The organism is Phenylobacterium sp., assembly GCF_036495085.1.
Classification (GTDB): domain Bacteria; phylum Pseudomonadota; class Alphaproteobacteria; order Caulobacterales; family Caulobacteraceae; genus Phenylobacterium.
The window spans coordinates 1-15,847 of sequence record NZ_DASXNL010000070.1 but is presented as its reverse complement, the minus strand read 5'-3'; the positions used below and the strand labels follow the sequence as shown (position 1 = coordinate 15,847).

The window sequence follows — 15,847 nt, the reverse complement described above, 5'->3', positions numbered from 1 at the left end:
GAGGTCCAAACGCCGCCTTAAGGCCCTATGACGGAATAGCCAAGCGCCCGGAGGCGGGCCGGAACCCCGTCCGGGCCCAGCAGGTGGCCGACGCCGACGACGACGACCGTGCGGCCATGGCCCTTCAGGCGCGCATCAAGCACCTTCGTCCAGCGGTCATTCCGCTCGGTGACCAGCCGGCGATAGAGGTTCGGTGTCTTGTCGCGGATCGGCGCCAGGGCCTCGCGGTCGAGCGCCTGCAGGTCGCCGTCGGTCCAGGCTTTGATCAGGACGCTGAATTCATCGGGCCTTTCGTCCATCTCCTGCATCGTCTCGCGTAGGGAGGTGACCTGCTCGTCCCAGGGGCCGCCCGACAGTAGCGCGATCTGTTCGGCAGGCGTCTCAAACGCGCGACGCTTGGCCTTGGGCGTCGCCATGGCCGCGATGGTCTTCTCGACACCGGAGGCCGCGTCGGCGCCCAGCCTGCGGTAGGCGCCGGCGGCGAGCGCGATCTCAGCCAGCCAGGGCTGCAGCCGGTCGAGCAGGGCCGGCGATACGTCGTAGGCGGCCGCGACCTTGCTCAGCAGCTCCGCGTCCTGCGGCGCCAGCAGCTTGAACAGCGACTGGTCGGGCGCAAGCACGCCGGCCTGGGTCGCCAGCGTCGCGGTCATGGCCTCGCTTTTGGCGTCGATGGGCAGCTCGAACCAGATATCGTCAGCGTCTTTCAGCGCCCGATCGAGCGCCGGGGAGGACCAGTCGAGGTCGTGGGGCAAGATATGCACCGAGCCGAACAGCACCAGTTCCGAGTTCTTGTCCTTCACCACCCAGACCGGCGGTTTGGCGATGGCGGCCCCGGCGATCAAGAGGGCCGCCAGGGCGGCGGCCAACGGCGTCCACAAGCGGCTCATATCGCGACGGATCACCTCTGGCAGACCGGGCAATAGAAGGTCGAACGCCCCGCCTGGACCTTGCGCGCGATGACCCCGCGGCAAGGATCATTGAGGCAGGCCTCGCCCTCGCGGTCGTACACGCGGAAGCGATGCTGGAAGTACCCCAGCGCGCCATCGGCCTGGGCGTAGTCCCGCAGGGTCGAGCCGCCGGCGGCGATGGCCTCGGTCAGCACCGTGCGGATGTCGCTGACGAGCTTTTCGAGGCGGGGTCTGGAGATTCCGCCCGCGGCCTTGAACGGCGAGATACGCGCGCGGTTCAAGGCTTCGCAGACATAGATGTTCCCCAGGCCGGCAACGATCCGCTGGTCGAGCAACAGGGTCTTGGGCCCCTGCCTGCGTTCCTTGAACGCCGCCTTCAGCCGCTCAGCGTCGAAGGCGTCGGACAGCGGCTCGGGACCAAGGCCCGCAAACCATGGGTGCAGGTCCAGCGTCGCAGTGTTGACCAGCGCCATGTATCCGAAGCGGCGGGGGTCATAGTAGGTCACTCGTGCGCCAGCCTCGGTCTCGAAGACGATGTGGGCGTGCTTGGGATCAGGGTCGGGCGCGTAGTGGAACTCGCCCGGGCTTGCGACCCCCTCGGCCCCCTCCTGTACGAAGTTTGCGATCTGGAAACGGCCGCTCATGCCCAGGTGCATCACAAGGGTGTCCTCGCGGTCCAGCCTCGCCAGCAGGTACTTGGCGCGTCGCGCCAGTCGCATGACCGTCGCGCCGGTCAGGATCTGGACGAAGTTCTCCGGAAGCGGGAAGCGAAGATCTGGCCGGCGCGCCTCGACCCGGGCGAGGCGGTGGCCCTCCAGCACCGGCGCCAGGCCGCCTCGAACCGTCTCGACCTCAGGAAGCTCAGGCATGGCCAACGGCTTGGCACGCGCGGGGCCGCGCGCCAAGGGCCTTGGAGCGCCGCAGGCGCGGGGCTAAGACGCAGGCCATGACCGGACCTGCCGCCACATTCGGCTTCCGCGACGTGGACCCGAACGACAAGCCCGGCCTGGTCCGCGGCGTGTTCGACCGCGTGGCTCGCCGCTATGACCTGATGAACGACCTGATGAGCGGCGGCGTGCATCGCCTCTGGAAGGACGCGGTCGCAGCGCGACTGAACCCGCAACCCGGCGAGACCATCATCGACTGCGCGGGCGGCACGGGGGATATGGCGCGCAGGTTCGCCAGGATGGCCCGGCGCGCCCAGTTGCGCCGCGGAGGCCCAGACGCCCGCGTCATGGTGGTGGACTACAACGCCGAGATGATCGCCGCGGGCCGCCAGAAGGGCTCCGAGCCAGAGATCGTCTGGGCCGTGGGCGACGCCCAGCGCCTGCCCCTGCCGGACGCCGGCGCCGAGGCCTATGTGATCGCGTTCGGGATCCGCAATGTCACCGACATCGCCGCGGCCCTGAGCGAGGCCCGCCGCGTGTTGAAGCCCGGCGGCCGGTTCCTGTGTCTGGAGTTCTCGCGGCCGGTCACAGAGGCCCTTCAAGCGGCGTACGACGCCTATTCCTTCAAGGTGATTCCGGAGGTGGGCGCGCGAATCGCCGGCGACCGAGAGGCTTATCAGTACCTTGTGGAGAGCATCCGCCGGTTTCCTGATCAGCGCCGGTTCGCCGCGATGATTGGCGAAGCCGGCTTCGGCCGCGTCGACTACACCAACTTCACCGGCGGCGTGGCGGCCTTGCACACCGGCCGGGTGCTCTAGGCGAATGAGCGGGATCGGGGCGTTTGGCCGCATGACCGCTGCGGTCTGGGCGCTGGTCCGTAACGACGCGCTGCTGCCGCGCGAGCTCGACGCCCTTTATCCGGCATCCCTCGGCGCGGTGGCCAAGACCCTGCGGATGTTCGCCGGGTCGGGCGCGCGGTCGGGCCGACCCGGCGAGCGGCTGGCGCGCTCGCTGGAAGGCATGGGCCCGGTGGCGATCAAGCTCGGCCAGCTGCTGTCGACACGTGGCGATTTCTTCGGGCGCGAGTTTGCCGAGGACCTGTCGCGGCTCAAGGATCGCCTGCCGGCGTTCCCGACCGCGGCGGCCCGCGTTGAGGTCGAACGCGAGCTCGGCCGCTCGATCGAAAGCCTTTATGCGGAGTTTGGCGAGCCGATAGCTGCCGCCTCTTTGGCCCAGGCGCACGAAGCGAAGCTCAAGGACGGGCGCAAGGTAGCGGTCAAGGTGCTCCGGCCCGGCATCGAGCGGCGGGTCTCCAATGACGCCGAGAGCCTGGCGCTGGCCGCCTCGCTGATCGACCGCTGGATTCCGCCGGCGCGGCGGCTCGAGCCGAGGGCCTTCGCAGATACAGTGATCCGGGCGACGATCCTGGAGCTCGACCTGCGGCTGGAAGCGGCCGGCGCGGACGAACTGCGCGAGGTGGCGGCCAAGGACGGCTACATGGCCGTGCCCCGGATCGTCTGGCAGGGCGTCGGCAAGCGTGTCCTGACGATGGAATGGGCGAGGGGCTGGCCGCTATCCGACCCGGCGGCGCTGACCCAGCCTGGGCTCGACCAGCAGGCCATGGCCGACAATCTGATCCGCGCCTTCCTGTCCCAGGCCCTCGACCATGGCGTCTTCCACGCGGACCTGCACGAGGGGAACCTGTTCGCGGCCGCCCCGGCCCAACTCACGGCGGTGGACTTCGGGATCATCGGGCGCATCGGCCCTGCGGAGCGGCGTTACCTGGCCGAGATCCTCTGGGGGTTCCTGAATCGCGACTACGAGGGCGTGGCGCGCACTCACTTCGACGCGGGCTATGTGCCGGCCCACCACAACATAGCGGCCTTCGCTCAGGCGTTGCGGGCTGTCGGCGAGCCTGTGTTCGGTCGCAAGGCGAGCGAGGTGCCGATGAGCCGGGTGTTGACCCAGCTCTTCGAGATCACCGCCCTTTATGACATGCACCTGCGCCCCGAACTCGTGCTGCTGCAGAAGACCATGATGACCGTCGAGGGCGTTGCGCGACGCATCCAACCCGACCACGACATCTGGTCGGCCGCCGATCCGGTGGTCCGCCGATGGATGGCTCGAGAGCTTTCGCCGGCCGCCCGGATCCGGCGCTTTGCCGACGAGGCGGCCGCAGCGCTCCGGAACATCGCAAAGCTGGTCGAAAATCCGCCAACGTCAGCGCCTGTCGAGGCGAGGGGCCAAGATCGCGGCCGATCTCCCCTCCTATGGTTCTCGCTGGGGGCGCTGGCCGCCGGCGCGGCCTTCCTGGCGGCCATGTTCCTGCGCTAGTCGCTCGCTCAGCCCTCGATCCTGGTTCGCGCCATCCATTCGGCCTGCGTCAGGCGCTCGGCCCCGTCCTCACCGAACAGCTCCATGCGGCCGTCACGGAAGACGGTGGTCTTGCCGATGGTCGGCATGTCCGCCACCTCAATCGGATCGCGCCGCCCGGCGGTCAGGTAGACGAGGTCGCCCGGGCCCACGGACTTCAGCGAATGCACGACGCCGTCGATGGGAAAGCCCACGAAGTCGCCTGGGCCGACCGCATGGCCCACCCCGTCCAGCACCATCTCGCCGACGCCCTCGAGGACGAAAACGAACTCCTCCGAGACAGAGTGGGCATGGGGGATAAAACTCTCCTTCCCCGGCGGAATGCGGATCAGGTGGGCGCCGATCTGCTTCATGCCGACCGGATCGCCAAGCGGGACCATCCGCATCTCAGAGGCCGGGTTGAAGGGATGGCGCCCGCGCCAGACTTGCGACCAGTCGACCCGACCGGTGCGCACGATGTGCCTGGGATCAGCCATGGATCTTGCCTCCATCTGTCTTGAACGACGTCAACCTCGAGGAGCCCCAGGGAAAGCGGCAAGGCTGCAGCGAAAGATGGGCGCCGATGAGGTTGGCGGTAACGTACTGCGAATTCCGAACAAAGAGAGAACAAGTCGAGACGGATGTCGAGCGCGATTTGCCGGATTTGTCCCGCGGCCCCATCTGGCCTATGCCTGACGCGCGTCGCATGAGGGGCGAAGGCCTTGGCAGGTACTCTGGCTGAAAAGCGGGTTCTATTGATCGTCGGCGGCGGGATCGCGGCGTACAAGAGCCTCGAATTGACCCGCCTGCTTCGCAAGGCCGGCGTTGCAGTGCGTCCGATCCTTACCCAGGCCGGCGCCGAGTTCGTCACCCCCCTGTCGCTTGGGGCGCTCGCCGAGCAAAAGGTCCACGCCGAGCTCTTCTCGCTGACCGATGAGCAGGAGATGGGCCACATCGAACTCTCCCGCTCGGTCGACCTTGTGGTCGTGGCCCCGGCAACGGCTGACCTAATGGCCAAGGCCGCCGGCGGTCTGGCGAACGACCTGGCCTCCACGACCCTGCTCGCCACGGACAAGCCCGTGTTGATGGCGCCGGCCATGAACGTGCGGATGTGGGAGCACGCGGCCACAAAGCGAAACCTCGCCACATTGAGGGCCGACGGGGTGGCCTTCGTCGGTCCCGACGAAGGCGCCATGGCCTGCGGCGAGTACGGTCCTGGCCGTATGGCCGAACCACCGGTGATCTTCGAGGCGATCATGGCGTTGCTCGGCAAGGGCGCGAGCCCGCTCGCCGGCAAACGCGCCCTCGTCACCGCAGGTCCCACCGCCGAGGCTATCGACCCGGTACGGATGCTCACCAACCGGTCGTCGGGAAAGCAGGGATACGCCATCGCCGGCGCGCTGGCGGCGCTGGGCGCCGAGGTGACCCTGGTGAGTGGCCCCACAGCCCTGGGCGTCCCCGTCGGCGTCACCCGCGTCGACGTCGAGAGCGCGCGAGAGATGCTGGCCGCCTGCGAGGCGGCGCTGCCGGCCGACGTCGCAGTCTGCGTAGCCGCTGTCGCGGACTGGCGCCCCGCCGACGCCAGCGGGCGCAAACTAAAGAAGGGCGCCGGTGCGCCTGAGCCCATTGTCCTTGTTGAGAACCCCGACATACTTGCCAGCCTCTCGAAAGACGCTCGTCGTCCACGCCTGGTGGTAGGTTTTGCCGCCGAGACCAACGACCTCGAGGCCCACGCCAAGGCCAAGCTCGCCAGGAAGGGCTGTGACTGGATCGTCGCCAACGACGTCAGCGTGGCCGGGACCATGGGCGGCGACCGCAACGCCGTGGCTCTCGTCAGCGCCAGCGGAATCGAGCAATGGGAGCGGATGGCCAAGGATGAGGTTGCGCGCCGCCTGGCCGACCGCATCGCCGACCAATTCGCCTAAGGAAACCTGAGTGAATCCGACCATTCCGATTGTTCGCCTGCCGCATGGCGAAGGCCTGCCGTTGCCCGCTTATGAAACCGGCCAGGCTGCCGGCATGGACCTGCGCGCCGCCGTGCCGGACGATGAACCGCTGACGCTGCGTCCCGGCGCGCGGTTTCCCGTGCCTACGGGTCTGGCTTTCGCGCTGCCGGCGGGTTTCGAGGGTCAGGTTCGGCCGCGCTCCGGGCTGGCGGCCAAGCACGGGGTCACCTGCTTGAACACCCCAGGGACGGTTGACGCCGACTACCGGGGCGAGGTGAAGGTGATCCTGATCAACCTGGGCGAAGAAGACTTCGTCATCCGCCGCGGCGAGCGCATCGCCCAACTGGTGATCGCCCCTGTGGTCCAGGCGGCGTGGCTGGAGGTGTCGAGCCTGGAGCAGACCGCTCGCGGCTCCGGCGGCTTCGGCTCGACGGGACGCTGACGCGCCGATGAGCGAGTCGCCGCGCAAGAAACGCCTGCCGTTCCGCTGGCTGACCCTGGCTGAGTTCGTAGGCATCGCCGCGGTGGCGATCGCGGCGCTGGGTTATTGGGACAATCATCGCGAGCGCGCCCAGTCCGACCGCGAACGCGCCGCGGCCGAGCGTGAGCGCAAGGCCGAGGCTCAGGCTGGTGTCCTGAAGCTCTCCTTCCTGATGACCGGAACGCCGGAAGGGTCCGGCGAGCGTCTACGGCTTGCCAGCGTGCACCCCGAGCAGGTGATCCAGACCCAGGCGATCACCTTCCCGAGCGATGTGCGCGGCGATGCGGTGCAGACGACCGGCAATCCGCGCATCGAGGCCGGCTGGTTCGAGGGCGGCCTCGACAGGGCCCTACATGGCCGTGGCTCGAAGCAGCGCCAGGGCCGGCTGCCGGTCGGCATCGTCACTGTGTTCATCGAGGACGGCCAGACCAAGACCGACCGCGCCCTCTACCTGGTGGGTTACAGCCTGCACCCGCGGATGATCCGCAGCGACAAGGTCGAGATGGAAGGCATGTCGCTTGTCCGGCGCGGTGTGGCAGAAGATGTCCAGGCCGCCGTCGACGGCCTTTGGGAGCGTCAGGTTCCTCCGCCTGACAAGCCGTGAGCGGCGCGGGCCTCGCCTCTGCCAACTATAAGCTCACCCCGCTCTCCCGCAGCGATCGGGCCGATCTCTTCGCGCATTTCTCCGACGCCGCGACAGTCGAGTACATGGACATCGAACCGCTGGCAGAGGTGGCCGACGCCGACGCCGTGATCGCCTGGGCGAGCGGACTGGCGGTGTCGGGAAACGGCATCCGTTGGGCGATCCGCGATCGGACGGGCGCCTTTGTCGGCACGGCAGGCTTTAATGCGCTCGTGCGCGATCGCGGGTCACGAGGCGAGGTGGCCTATGACGTCATTCGCGCGCGCCGGCGCCATGGGGTGATGACCGAGGTTCTTCCTGTAGTCCTCCGTTACGGATTTGAGTCGCTCGGCCTGCGTCGCATCGAGGCGTTGGTCACCGCGGCGAACGCCGGCTCGGCGGCGCTCCTGGAACGTCACGGATTTTCCCGCGAGGGCGTCTTGCGCGACTACGCCTATTGGAAAGGCCGTTACTGGGACCAGTGGCTCTACGCGCGGCTTGCGGACGACTGAGCCACTTCCGGCGCCGTGAAGCCGCGGACGTTTTCTTCGATAGCCTGGGCGAGCGCCAGCATGCGCCCATCGCTGTTCAAGGGGCCTATCAGTTGTGCGCCCACCGGAAGGCCGAAGGCCGTTGCGCCAGCCGGGATCGCGGTGGCCGGCAGGTGCAGGGCGGTCGCCAGGGAGATCCAGTTCAGCATCGAGGGGTAGGGCACGACCTGGCCGTCCGAGGTTGTCAGGCTGCGTCGGCCAAACGGGCGGTGGTCGTGCGGGAAGGCCGCGACCGGCGCAATCGGCGCCAGGATCGCGTCAAAGCGGCCGAACACCTCGCCTACGTCGTGGCGCAGCCGGTTGCGCACGGCGTCGGCGGCCATCCACTCGCGATGGGTCGCCGTGTAGGCCAGCGTCATGGCGGCGTTGGAGGTCGGCGCGGCGCCACGGTTCATCTGCCAGCGCGCCCAGCCGCGCATCCGCTCCATGCCGCGGATCGTGGCCGGCGGCATATCCTGGCCAAGCACGGCCCCCAACAGGACTTGGTAGGCGCTCATCAAGCCCGGCATATGAACCGGGGACGCGATGGGGATGATGGTGACGCCGGCGGCGGTCAACTCGCCTGCGAAGCGTTCAATCGCCGTACGCACCTGGGGGTCCAGCGGGAAGCTCGGCTCATCGAGCCACAGCGCGATCCTCGCCTCCCTCAGCTCGGCGGGCGCCGCCTTGGCGGCCAGCAGGCTCCCGTCGATCACTGAAAGCAGCAAGCGCAGGTCCCGCGCCGAGCGGGCCATGGGGCCGACGACGTTCAGGTCCCGCTGGCTCCAGGAGCCGGGAGACGGCGGCACGTGGCCATGCTGGTCGACGAGGCCCCAGGTCGGCTTGTGGCTGTAGACGCCGCAGAAGCTCGCCGGGACGCGCAGGGACCCGCCGATGTCCGAGCCGATCTCCAGTGCTGTGACGCCCGCCGCCAGCGCCGCCGCCGCGCCGCCCGAGGAGCCGCCGGTTGTCCTCGTCGCGTCCCATGGGTTGTTGGTCGTCCCGTAGAGGGCGTTGAAGGTCTGCCAGTCTCCAGCCATTACCGGTGTGTTGGTCTTGCCCCAGATCACCGCCCCAGCCTGTCTGGCGAGCCGCACCGCTGAGGCGTCCTCGGCCTGCCGCTGACGAAGCTGCCTGAGCCCTGAGGAGGCCGGCAGGCCCACGACATCGAGCGTGTCCTTCACGGTCATCGGAAGCCCGGCGAGCAGGCCGGGAGCTTCACCCTTGGCCCTGAGATCATCGACGGCTCGCGCCCGCTCGAACGCGCGTTCCAGGTCGATGGCGACGACCGCGTTCAATTGGCCGTGGGTCTGTTCGTGTCTGGCTAGCGAGGCCTTCAAGAGCTCCACGGCCGACACACGCTTGGCGTTCAGCGCAACGAGCTGGTCAGTGGCGTCGCGCTTGAGGAGGTCGTCCATGGTCAGCCCACAAGCACGCTAGTCTTGTCGGAAAAGCCCAGGACATCACGCATGCTGTAGTGGCCGGCCGGGCGGCCCACCACCCAGCGCGCAGCGACGACGGCGCCTCGGGCGAAGAGGCCCCGGTCGCGGGCGGAGTGCGAGAGCGTGAAGCTCTCATCTTCGGCGATGAAGCTGACGCTGTGCTCGCCGACGATCCCGCCGCCCCGCACGACCGAGAAGCCGATCTCGCCGGGTGTCCGTGGGCCGGTGATGCCGTCGCGGCCGCGCTTGGCCACGCTGGAGAAGGACACGTCGCGGCCCCTCGCGGCGGCTTCACCCAGCATCAGGGCTGCGCCGGATGGAGCGTCGATCTTGCGCCGATGATGGGCTTCGAAGATCTCGATGTCGTAGGTGTCGGGCCCGAGCTGCCGAGCCGTTTGCTCCACGAAGCCGAGCATCATGTTGAGGCCAAGCGAGAAGTTCCCGGCGCGAACGATCGCGACTCTTCGCGCCGCAGACTCAATGATCGCGATCTGGCCGGCCTCGAACCCCGTCGCGCCGAGCAGCAGGGCCGGCCCGCCGCGGCCCGCGCAGACCTCGGCCAGGGCGGTTGATGCTGCTGGAGTGCTGAAATCGACCACGACGTCGGCGGACGCGAGCGCTTCGTCCTGGCCGACGATCCCCTCGCCCGTAAGACCCGGCCGGTCGAAGCGCGCGGCCAACTCCATGCCAGGGTCGGCGAGGACAGCATCGCACATTGCGCGGCCCATGCGTCCCAGGGCGCCGCCGACGGCGATCTTGATTGAGGTGTCGGGCAGCGGCGTCACTCCGGCGGGAGGCAAGAAAGGCGGCTAGTCTCGCGAGCCCGCCCGCCGGGTCAACGACAAAGCTCAGGCGGCGACCGGCTCCGCCAGGTTCATCAACTTCTGCATGGTGGTCGCCGCGACGCTTGGGCGAGCGCCCATTCGGTCGAGCCAGGCCAGCAGGGGCGAACCGGCCATCATCTCTGCGCCCTCCGGCGACTGCGGCAGAATGTCGAGGTGGGCCACGGCCATCAGGTCGCCCAGAGAGACCTCGTCGCCCGCGAAATAGGGCTTGTCGCCGAGGATCTCCTCGAGGGCCTTAACGCAGAGCCTGGCTTGCGGCACCGCCGCGGCCACCGCGGCCTCGTCCACCGGCATGCCGAAGATCGGCTTGACGACCCGATTGAAGCCGATCGCTGAACTTATGGAGGGCATGACGTACCAGTCGACGATGTTCATCACCTGGTTCATCCGCGCCTGGGCTCGCGGATCGGTGGGCGTCAGTCTTGGGCCGTCGGCCACCTGGTCGATGTACCGGACGATCGCCTGAGCCTCGTAGAGCCAGAAGCCGTCGTGTTCGATGTAGGGAATCCGGCCGAACGGCTGGCGCGCCAGGTGTTCAGGCGTCCTGGTCTTGCCGAACTCCATAGCTTCGAGCCGGTAAGGAGCGGCCTTTTCCTCACAGACGAGCAGGGGCATCCGTACGTAGGGGCTGCCGGGAATTCCGTAGACGGTGATCGGGGACATGTCGGACCTCCTCTCAGGCGCTTGGCTCTAGCCGTTCGCGACGCTCTTGAAGCTCTCGAGGATCGTTCCCCAACCGTCGTCCATGGCGGCGCGGGCTTGCTTGGCGGCGTCGCTGTCGCCGAAGCGCTCGAGATTTCGGTGTTCGAAGTCGATGCGGGTCTCGCTGGAGCCCACTGCGGTGAACAGCACTTCGACTTCCGTGAGCAGGCCCGGATCGTACTTCCACTGCCCGTTGATCCGCCACGCCAGCACCAGGCGAGCCGGCGGGTCCCAGGCCAGGACATCGCCCCACAGGCCCTCCGACCCATCTTCGCCGAGACCGTACCAGCGGCCACCCACCCCGGGCTCGATCACGGCCTTCTTGAGGGGGGACTCGCCGATATGGTGGGTCTTCGGCCACCAGCGGTCGAAGCCGGCGGTGAACACATCGAACGCCTTTTCGGGCGTCGTACGCACGGTAAGCGTCTTCCTGATTGCGGCGGGGGTGATGGTCTGGCTCACGGCTTTTCCTTCTCCGGGTCGGATTCGTCGACGCTGCGTTCAACCTCGGCCGCGAAGGCGCTAAGGGCGTTATCCCAGAACTGGTCGAGCCAGGCGCGGATCTGGCCCAGACCGTGCGGGTCGATCTGGTAGACACGCCGCGCCCCCTCCGGCCGATCGGTGACCAAGCCGGCCTCCTTGAGGACCTTCAAATGTTGCGAGACGGCCGGCCGGCTGACCGGAAGGCCGTGCGCCAACTCGCCCACGGCCAACGGCCCGCTCGCGAGGCGCTCAAACACCTCACGTCGGGTCGGATCGGCCAGAGCGGCAAAGGCATTTGCGTTAGTCATGGCTTACCGTAAGCGGTGACTAACGAAAGAGTCAAGGCCTGTTGCGCAGGAACGGGAGGGCGGGCCCGGCCTGCCCCCCCGGACGCCGGCGCGAAGCTACTTCTTCGGCATCATCTTCTTGATGTCGGCCTGCGAGGCGTTGATGGTCGCCGCCCCGTTCTCGACGGCGAGCTTCGAGGTATCGACCGTGAAGGTGTCGGTCCCCATCTTGATTGTGGCGACGCCGGACTTGACGCCGGTCACCTGGCCGATCGAGGCGCCAGTGTTGTCCTTCACCGTCATGCCCGTGGCGACCTCGGTGCTGGCCCCCGCGTTGGCGGCGGTGTCAGAACCGGAAACGCTCGGCGCCGGGTTTGCCGGCTGTGTGGAGGAGGAGGATGAGGATTGGGCTAGGACCGGCCCGGCAATGGCCAGGGCAGCAACAAGCGCTGCATAAGAGAATGTCTTCGGCATCATGGACTTCCCATCTCATGGCCCCCAAGCCAGCCTGCTAAAAAGCAGCTCCGAGGCCGATTGTTCCAATGTCGAAATCCCGACCGACACAAATGCGTGGCGGAGCAAGCTCGACCGAGGTTGTTTCAAGGGACCGGGGTCTGTAGGTTCGCGCTCTCATCGCAACCGACGCCTTAAGGATCCGCCGCCGCAATGAGCGACGCCGAGAAACGCACCTTTACCGACGAGGAAGCCCTCAACTTCCACCGGTTTCCGACGCCCGGAAAGATCGCCATCTCGGCCACCAAGCCGATGGCGACGCAAAGTGACCTGAGCCTCGCATATTCGCCGGGCGTCGCCGTGCCGGTGCTGGCCATCGCCGCCGATCCGGATGCGGCCTACGAATACACGTCAAAGGGCAACCTGGTGGCCGTGATCTCCAACGGCACCGCGATCCTTGGATTGGGCAACCTCGGCGCGCTCGCCTCCAAGCCGGTGATGGAGGGCAAGGGCGTCCTCTTCAAGCGTTTCGCCGACGTCGACGCCATCGACGTTGAGGTGGCCGCCACCGACCCCGATGAAATAATCACGGTCGTCAAGAACATCGGCCTGACCTATGGCGGGATCAACCTGGAGGATATCAAGAGCCCCGAGTGCTTCCGCATCGAGACGGAGCTTCAGGAACTCCTCGACATCCCGGTCTTCCACGACGACCAGCATGGCACGGCGATCATCTCCGCCGCCGGCCTCATCAACGCCTGCCACATCACCGGCCGCGACATCGCCGATGTGAAGGTCGTGCTGAACGGTCCAGGGGCCGCCGGCATCGCCACGCTCGAGCTGATCAAGGCCATGGGGGTGAAGCCGGACAACGTCATCGCCGTCGACCGCAAGGGTGTGCTCTGGCGCGGCCGCCCGGAGGACATGAACCAATGGAAGTCGGCGCACGCCGTCGATACGCCGCACCGGACGCTTGCCGAGGCGATCAAGGGCGCCGATGTCTTCATCGGGCTCTCCACCAAGGGCGCGCTCAGCGCCGAGCTGGTGCAGACCATGGCGCCCAAGCCGATCATCTTCGCGATGGCCAATCCGGACCCCGAGATCACGCCTGAAGAGGTCTATGCCGTCCGTCCCGACGCCATCGTCGCAACCGGCCGCTCCGACTATCCGAACCAGGTGAACAACGTCCTGGGCTTCCCCTACATCTTCCGCGGCGCCCTCGACGTGCGCGCCAGGCGCGTAAACATGGAGATGAAAATCGCCTGCGCTAACGCGTTGGCCATGCTGGCGCGTGAAGACGTCCCTGACGAAGTCGCCGCCGCCTATCACGGCCTGCAACTGAAGTTCGGGCCGGAGTACATCATCCCGACGCCGTTCGATCCGCGGCTCATCACCTACGTTCCGCCATTCGTGGCCAAGGCTGCGATGGAAACCGGCGTCGCCCGAAAGCCCATCGATGACATGGACGCCTACCGAGCGTCCCTGGCCCAACGGCTCGACCCGACGGCGGCCTTCCTGCAGAAGCTGCAGGGCGCGGTGCTTTCCGGCCCGACCAAGCGGGTGGTGTTCGCCGAGGGCGAGGAGCCCAGTGTGATCCGCGCCGCCTACGCCTTCCAGACCGCCGGCCTGGGCGAGGCGATTCTGGTCGGTCGCGAAGACCTGGTGCACGACAACATGCGCCTGGTGGGCCTGGACCCTGGCGACGTGAAGCTGGAGATCCTCAACGCCCGGCTTTCCGACAGAAACCCGGAATACGTCGACTACCTCTATGCCCGGCTGCAGCGCGAAGGCTTCCTGCGCCGCGACGTGCAGCGGCTGATCAACCAGGACCGGAACTCGTTTGCAGCCGCCATGGTGGCGCTGGGCCACGCCGACGGCATGGTCACCGGCGTCACCCGCTCCTTCGACCAGGTGCTCGAAGAGGTCCTGCGCGTCATCGACCCCGCGCCCGACGGTCGGGTGATCGGCCTCAGCGTGGTCCTCGCCAAGGGACGCACCCTGTTCATCGCCGACACCAGCGTCACCGAGATGCCGGAAGCCGAGGATCTGGTCGAGATCGCCAAGGAAGCCGCCCGCGCGGTGCGCACCCTCGGCTACACGCCGCGCCTGGCTTTCATGAGTTATTCGACCTTCGGCAATCCGATGGGCCAGCGTTCCGAAAAGGTGCGCGAGGCCGTCGCCCTGCTGGACGAGCTCGATGGCGTCGACTTCGAATATGAGGGCGAAATGCCGCCGGAGCTGGCGCTGCAGCCTGAGGCCCGGGTCAACTACCCCTTCATGCGGCTATCGGGGCCCGCCAACGTGCTGATCATGCCGGCGATCCACTCCGCGGCCATCTCGACCCAGCTGATCCAGTCCCTGGGCGGCGCCACAGTGATCGGTCCGATCCTCCTCGGTCTCGATCGCGCCGTGCAGATCTGCCCGCTGTCGGCCTCGGTCTCGAAGATCCTGCACATGGCGACCGTCTGCGCCTACGACCGCCCGCTGGTGGAGATCGACGTGACGCCGTAGGCCTCGTCCCTGGACGGCGCTGAGGCAGGCTTCCTGGATCACACCGAAGTTTGCTATGGGGCGCGCCCCGCACAGGAGAGCGCGCCGTGACCTCCGCCCTGAGCCTTGGCATCGACTTCGGCACGACCAACACCGTTGTGGCGCTGGCGGACCAGTCAGGGCCGGCGCACCTCGTCCGCTTTCCCGCGCCTGAGGGAGAGCTTTTCGCTTTTCGAAGCTGCCTGTCGTTCCACGCAGGCGAGCGGCCGAACGATCGGGCTATCGCAGCCGGTCCGTGGGCCATCGATGCATATGTCGAAGATCCCGCCGAGACCCGGTTCATCCAGTCGTTCAAGAGCTTCGCGGCCTCCGAGAGCTTCACCGAAACCCAGGTGCTGGGTCGCCGCTATCGCTTCGAGGACCTGCTCTCGACCTTCCTGCTGAAGTTGCGCGCGTATGCCGACGCTGGAATGACTGAACTTCCGGACCGGGTCATCGTCGGCCGGCCAGTGACCTTCGCCGGCGCCGCGCCCAGCGAGCCGCTCGCGCTGTCACGCTATGAGACCGCCTTCGAACGCCTGGGTTTCTCCGAGATTCTCTATGCCTACGAGCCGGTGGGCGCTGCTTTCTTCTTCGCCCGTGAGCTCGATCATGACGCCACCGTCCTGGTCGGCGACTTCGGCGGCGGCACCTCCGACTTCTCGATCATCCGCTTCGAGCGTGAGGCCGGCGAGATCCGCAGCCACCCGCTAGGCCGCTCCGGCGTCGGCGTGGCCGGCGACGCCTTCGACTACCGGATCATCGACAACCTGGTCTCGCCGGCGCTGGGCAAGGGGTCGAGCTACCAGAGCTTCGGCAAGGTGCTGCCGATCCCCAACCGCTACTATTCGGCCTTCGCCCGCTGGGACCAGCTGGCCCTGATGCGCGCCAGCCGCGACATGCGCGAGATCCGCGCCCTGGTCCGCGAGGCCATGGAGCCGCAGAAGATCGAGCGCCTGGTGGAGACCCTCGACGAGAACTACGGCTACCAGCTCTACCGCTCGGTCAGCCGCCTGAAGGAGGCGCTGTCGGCCGACGAGGCGGCGCTGTTCGAATTCGAGGCGGGCTCCATCTCGCTGAAGGGCGGCGTGCGGCGCGCGACCTTCGAGGGCTGGATCGCTCCGGAGCTGAAGCTGATCGAGACGGCTGTCGACCAAGCCCTGGCCAACGCCAACCTCGCGGCCGAGGACATCGACCGCGTCTTCCTGACCGGTGGCTCGTCGCTGGTGCCGGCGGTGCGCGCGATCTTCCAGCGCCGTTTCGACCCGGCGAAGATCGAGACCGGGGCGGAGCTGGAATCCATCGCCTCGGGACTGGCGCTGATGGGCCGCGAGCGCGATCTTTCGCATTGGACGATGAAGGCGGGGGACCATGCGGGCG

17 protein-coding genes are annotated in these 15,847 nt (G+C 67.6%); 8 read left to right on the top strand and 9 right to left on the bottom strand.

The window, feature by feature from the left end; genetic code table 11:
• Nucleotides 1-17: 17 nt before the first annotated feature.
• Together VGI62_RS08595 and mutM are read right to left on the bottom strand one after the other, a co-directional pair.
• The gene (locus tag VGI62_RS08595; RefSeq protein WP_331504052.1) at nt 18-887 is read right to left on the bottom strand and encodes a TraB/GumN family protein; all 870 of its coding nucleotides are present in this window, start codon (nt 885-887) and stop codon (nt 18-20) included.
• Nucleotides 888-898: 11 nt separating this feature from the next.
• Complete coding sequence (mutM, locus tag VGI62_RS08590; protein WP_331504050.1) at nt 899-1,777, bottom strand: bifunctional DNA-formamidopyrimidine glycosylase/DNA-(apurinic or apyrimidinic site) lyase; 879 nt, start codon at nt 1,775-1,777, stop codon at nt 899-901.
• 77 nt (nt 1,778-1,854) lie between these two features.
• Between mutM and VGI62_RS08585 the strand changes: the two genes are divergently transcribed.
• The gene (locus VGI62_RS08585; protein WP_331504048.1) at nt 1,855-2,613 is read left to right on the top strand and encodes a class I SAM-dependent methyltransferase; all 759 of its coding nucleotides are present in this window, start codon (nt 1,855-1,857) and stop codon (nt 2,611-2,613) included.
• Nucleotides 2,614-2,617: 4 nt separating this feature from the next.
• A complete protein-coding gene (gene ubiB / locus VGI62_RS08580; RefSeq protein ID WP_331504046.1) occupies nt 2,618-4,129 on the top strand; it encodes a 2-polyprenylphenol 6-hydroxylase in 1,512 nt (503 codons plus the stop codon).
• Nucleotides 4,130-4,137: 8 nt separating this feature from the next.
• On the opposite strand, the gene VGI62_RS08575 is transcribed toward ubiB, so the two are convergent.
• Nucleotides 4,138-4,644 carry a cupin domain-containing protein gene (locus VGI62_RS08575; RefSeq protein ID WP_331504044.1) on the bottom strand — a complete coding sequence of 169 codons (507 nt, stop codon included), beginning with the start codon at nt 4,642-4,644 and terminating at the stop codon, nt 4,138-4,140.
• A 237-nt stretch (nt 4,645-4,881) separates the two neighbouring features.
• Between VGI62_RS08575 and coaBC the strand changes: the two genes are divergently transcribed.
• Genes coaBC through VGI62_RS08555 form a run of 4 tightly spaced genes read left to right on the top strand, consistent with a single transcriptional unit; the run spans nt 4,882 to nt 7,708 of the window.
• Nucleotides 4,882-6,072 carry a bifunctional phosphopantothenoylcysteine decarboxylase/phosphopantothenate--cysteine ligase CoaBC gene (gene coaBC, locus VGI62_RS08570; RefSeq protein ID WP_331504076.1) on the top strand — a complete coding sequence of 397 codons (1,191 nt, stop codon included), beginning with the start codon at nt 4,882-4,884 and terminating at the stop codon, nt 6,070-6,072.
• Nucleotides 6,073-6,082: 10 nt separating this feature from the next.
• The gene (gene dut / locus VGI62_RS08565) at nt 6,083-6,535 is read left to right on the top strand and encodes a dUTP diphosphatase (protein ID WP_331504042.1); all 453 of its coding nucleotides are present in this window, start codon (nt 6,083-6,085) and stop codon (nt 6,533-6,535) included.
• 7 nt (nt 6,536-6,542) lie between these two features.
• Entirely contained in the window at nt 6,543-7,178 is a 636-nt protein-coding gene (locus tag VGI62_RS08560) for a hypothetical protein (protein WP_331504040.1), read from the top strand.
• Complete coding sequence (locus tag VGI62_RS08555; RefSeq protein WP_331504038.1) at nt 7,175-7,708, top strand: GNAT family protein; 534 nt, start codon at nt 7,175-7,177, stop codon at nt 7,706-7,708. The genes VGI62_RS08560 and VGI62_RS08555 overlap by 4 nt, the downstream gene beginning before the upstream one ends.
• On the opposite strand, the gene VGI62_RS08550 is transcribed toward VGI62_RS08555, so the two are convergent.
• The 6 genes from VGI62_RS08550 to VGI62_RS08525 all read right to left on the bottom strand — a co-directional run bounded on the left by VGI62_RS08550 (nt 7,684) and on the right by VGI62_RS08525 (nt 11,959).
• On the bottom strand, nt 7,684-9,144 hold the full coding sequence (locus VGI62_RS08550) for an amidase family protein (RefSeq protein ID WP_331504036.1): 1,461 nt from the start codon (nt 9,142-9,144) through the stop codon (nt 7,684-7,686). The genes VGI62_RS08555 and VGI62_RS08550 overlap by 25 nt on opposite strands.
• A 2-nt stretch (nt 9,145-9,146) precedes the next feature.
• Nucleotides 9,147-9,968 carry a 4-hydroxy-tetrahydrodipicolinate reductase gene (gene dapB / locus VGI62_RS08545; RefSeq protein ID WP_331504034.1) on the bottom strand — a complete coding sequence of 274 codons (822 nt, stop codon included), beginning with the start codon at nt 9,966-9,968 and terminating at the stop codon, nt 9,147-9,149.
• A 48-nt stretch (nt 9,969-10,016) separates the two neighbouring features.
• Nucleotides 10,017-10,676 carry a glutathione S-transferase family protein gene (locus VGI62_RS08540; protein WP_331504032.1) on the bottom strand — a complete coding sequence of 220 codons (660 nt, stop codon included), beginning with the start codon at nt 10,674-10,676 and terminating at the stop codon, nt 10,017-10,019.
• Between the two features lie 27 nt (nt 10,677-10,703).
• On the bottom strand, nt 10,704-11,177 hold the full coding sequence (locus VGI62_RS08535; RefSeq protein ID WP_331504030.1) for an SRPBCC family protein: 474 nt from the start codon (nt 11,175-11,177) through the stop codon (nt 10,704-10,706).
• Complete coding sequence (locus VGI62_RS08530) at nt 11,174-11,506, bottom strand: metalloregulator ArsR/SmtB family transcription factor (RefSeq protein ID WP_331504028.1); 333 nt, start codon at nt 11,504-11,506, stop codon at nt 11,174-11,176. The genes VGI62_RS08535 and VGI62_RS08530 overlap by 4 nt, the downstream gene beginning before the upstream one ends.
• 96 nt (nt 11,507-11,602) lie before the next feature.
• Nucleotides 11,603-11,959 carry a hypothetical protein gene (locus tag VGI62_RS08525; RefSeq protein ID WP_331504027.1) on the bottom strand — a complete coding sequence of 119 codons (357 nt, stop codon included), beginning with the start codon at nt 11,957-11,959 and terminating at the stop codon, nt 11,603-11,605.
• Nucleotides 11,960-12,151: 192 nt separating this feature from the next.
• On the opposite strand from VGI62_RS08525, the gene VGI62_RS08520 reads away from it, so the two are divergent.
• Together VGI62_RS08520 and VGI62_RS08515 are read left to right on the top strand one after the other, a co-directional pair.
• A complete protein-coding gene (locus VGI62_RS08520) occupies nt 12,152-14,449 on the top strand; it encodes an NADP-dependent malic enzyme (RefSeq protein ID WP_331504025.1) in 2,298 nt (765 codons plus the stop codon).
• A gap of 86 nt (nt 14,450-14,535) precedes the next feature.
• On the top strand, nt 14,536-15,847 hold a 1,312-nt coding region (locus tag VGI62_RS08515; protein ID WP_331504023.1), incomplete at its 3' end, for an Hsp70 family protein.

Coding starts and splice junctions, on each gene's coding strand:
- VGI62_RS08575 (WP_331504044.1), bottom strand. CDS start 4,644: ATGGCTGATCCCAGGCACATCGTGCGCACCGGTCGGGTCGACTGGTCG.
- VGI62_RS08520 (WP_331504025.1), top strand. CDS start 12,152: ATGAGCGACGCCGAGAAACGCACCTTTACCGACGAGGAAGCCCTCAAC.
- ubiB (WP_331504046.1), top strand. CDS start 2,618: ATGAGCGGGATCGGGGCGTTTGGCCGCATGACCGCTGCGGTCTGGGCG.
- VGI62_RS08585 (WP_331504048.1), top strand. CDS start 1,855: ATGACCGGACCTGCCGCCACATTCGGCTTCCGCGACGTGGACCCGAAC.
- VGI62_RS08560 (WP_331504040.1), top strand. CDS start 6,543: ATGAGCGAGTCGCCGCGCAAGAAACGCCTGCCGTTCCGCTGGCTGACC.
- VGI62_RS08595 (WP_331504052.1), bottom strand. CDS start 887: ATGAGCCGCTTGTGGACGCCGTTGGCCGCCGCCCTGGCGGCCCTCTTG.
- VGI62_RS08550 (WP_331504036.1), bottom strand. CDS start 9,144: ATGGACGACCTCCTCAAGCGCGACGCCACTGACCAGCTCGTTGCGCTG.
- VGI62_RS08525 (WP_331504027.1), bottom strand. CDS start 11,959: ATGCCGAAGACATTCTCTTATGCAGCGCTTGTTGCTGCCCTGGCCATT.
- VGI62_RS08540 (WP_331504032.1), bottom strand. CDS start 10,676: ATGTCCCCGATCACCGTCTACGGAATTCCCGGCAGCCCCTACGTACGG.
- mutM (WP_331504050.1), bottom strand. CDS start 1,777: ATGCCTGAGCTTCCTGAGGTCGAGACGGTTCGAGGCGGCCTGGCGCCG.
- VGI62_RS08530 (WP_331504028.1), bottom strand. CDS start 11,506: ATGACTAACGCAAATGCCTTTGCCGCTCTGGCCGATCCGACCCGACGT.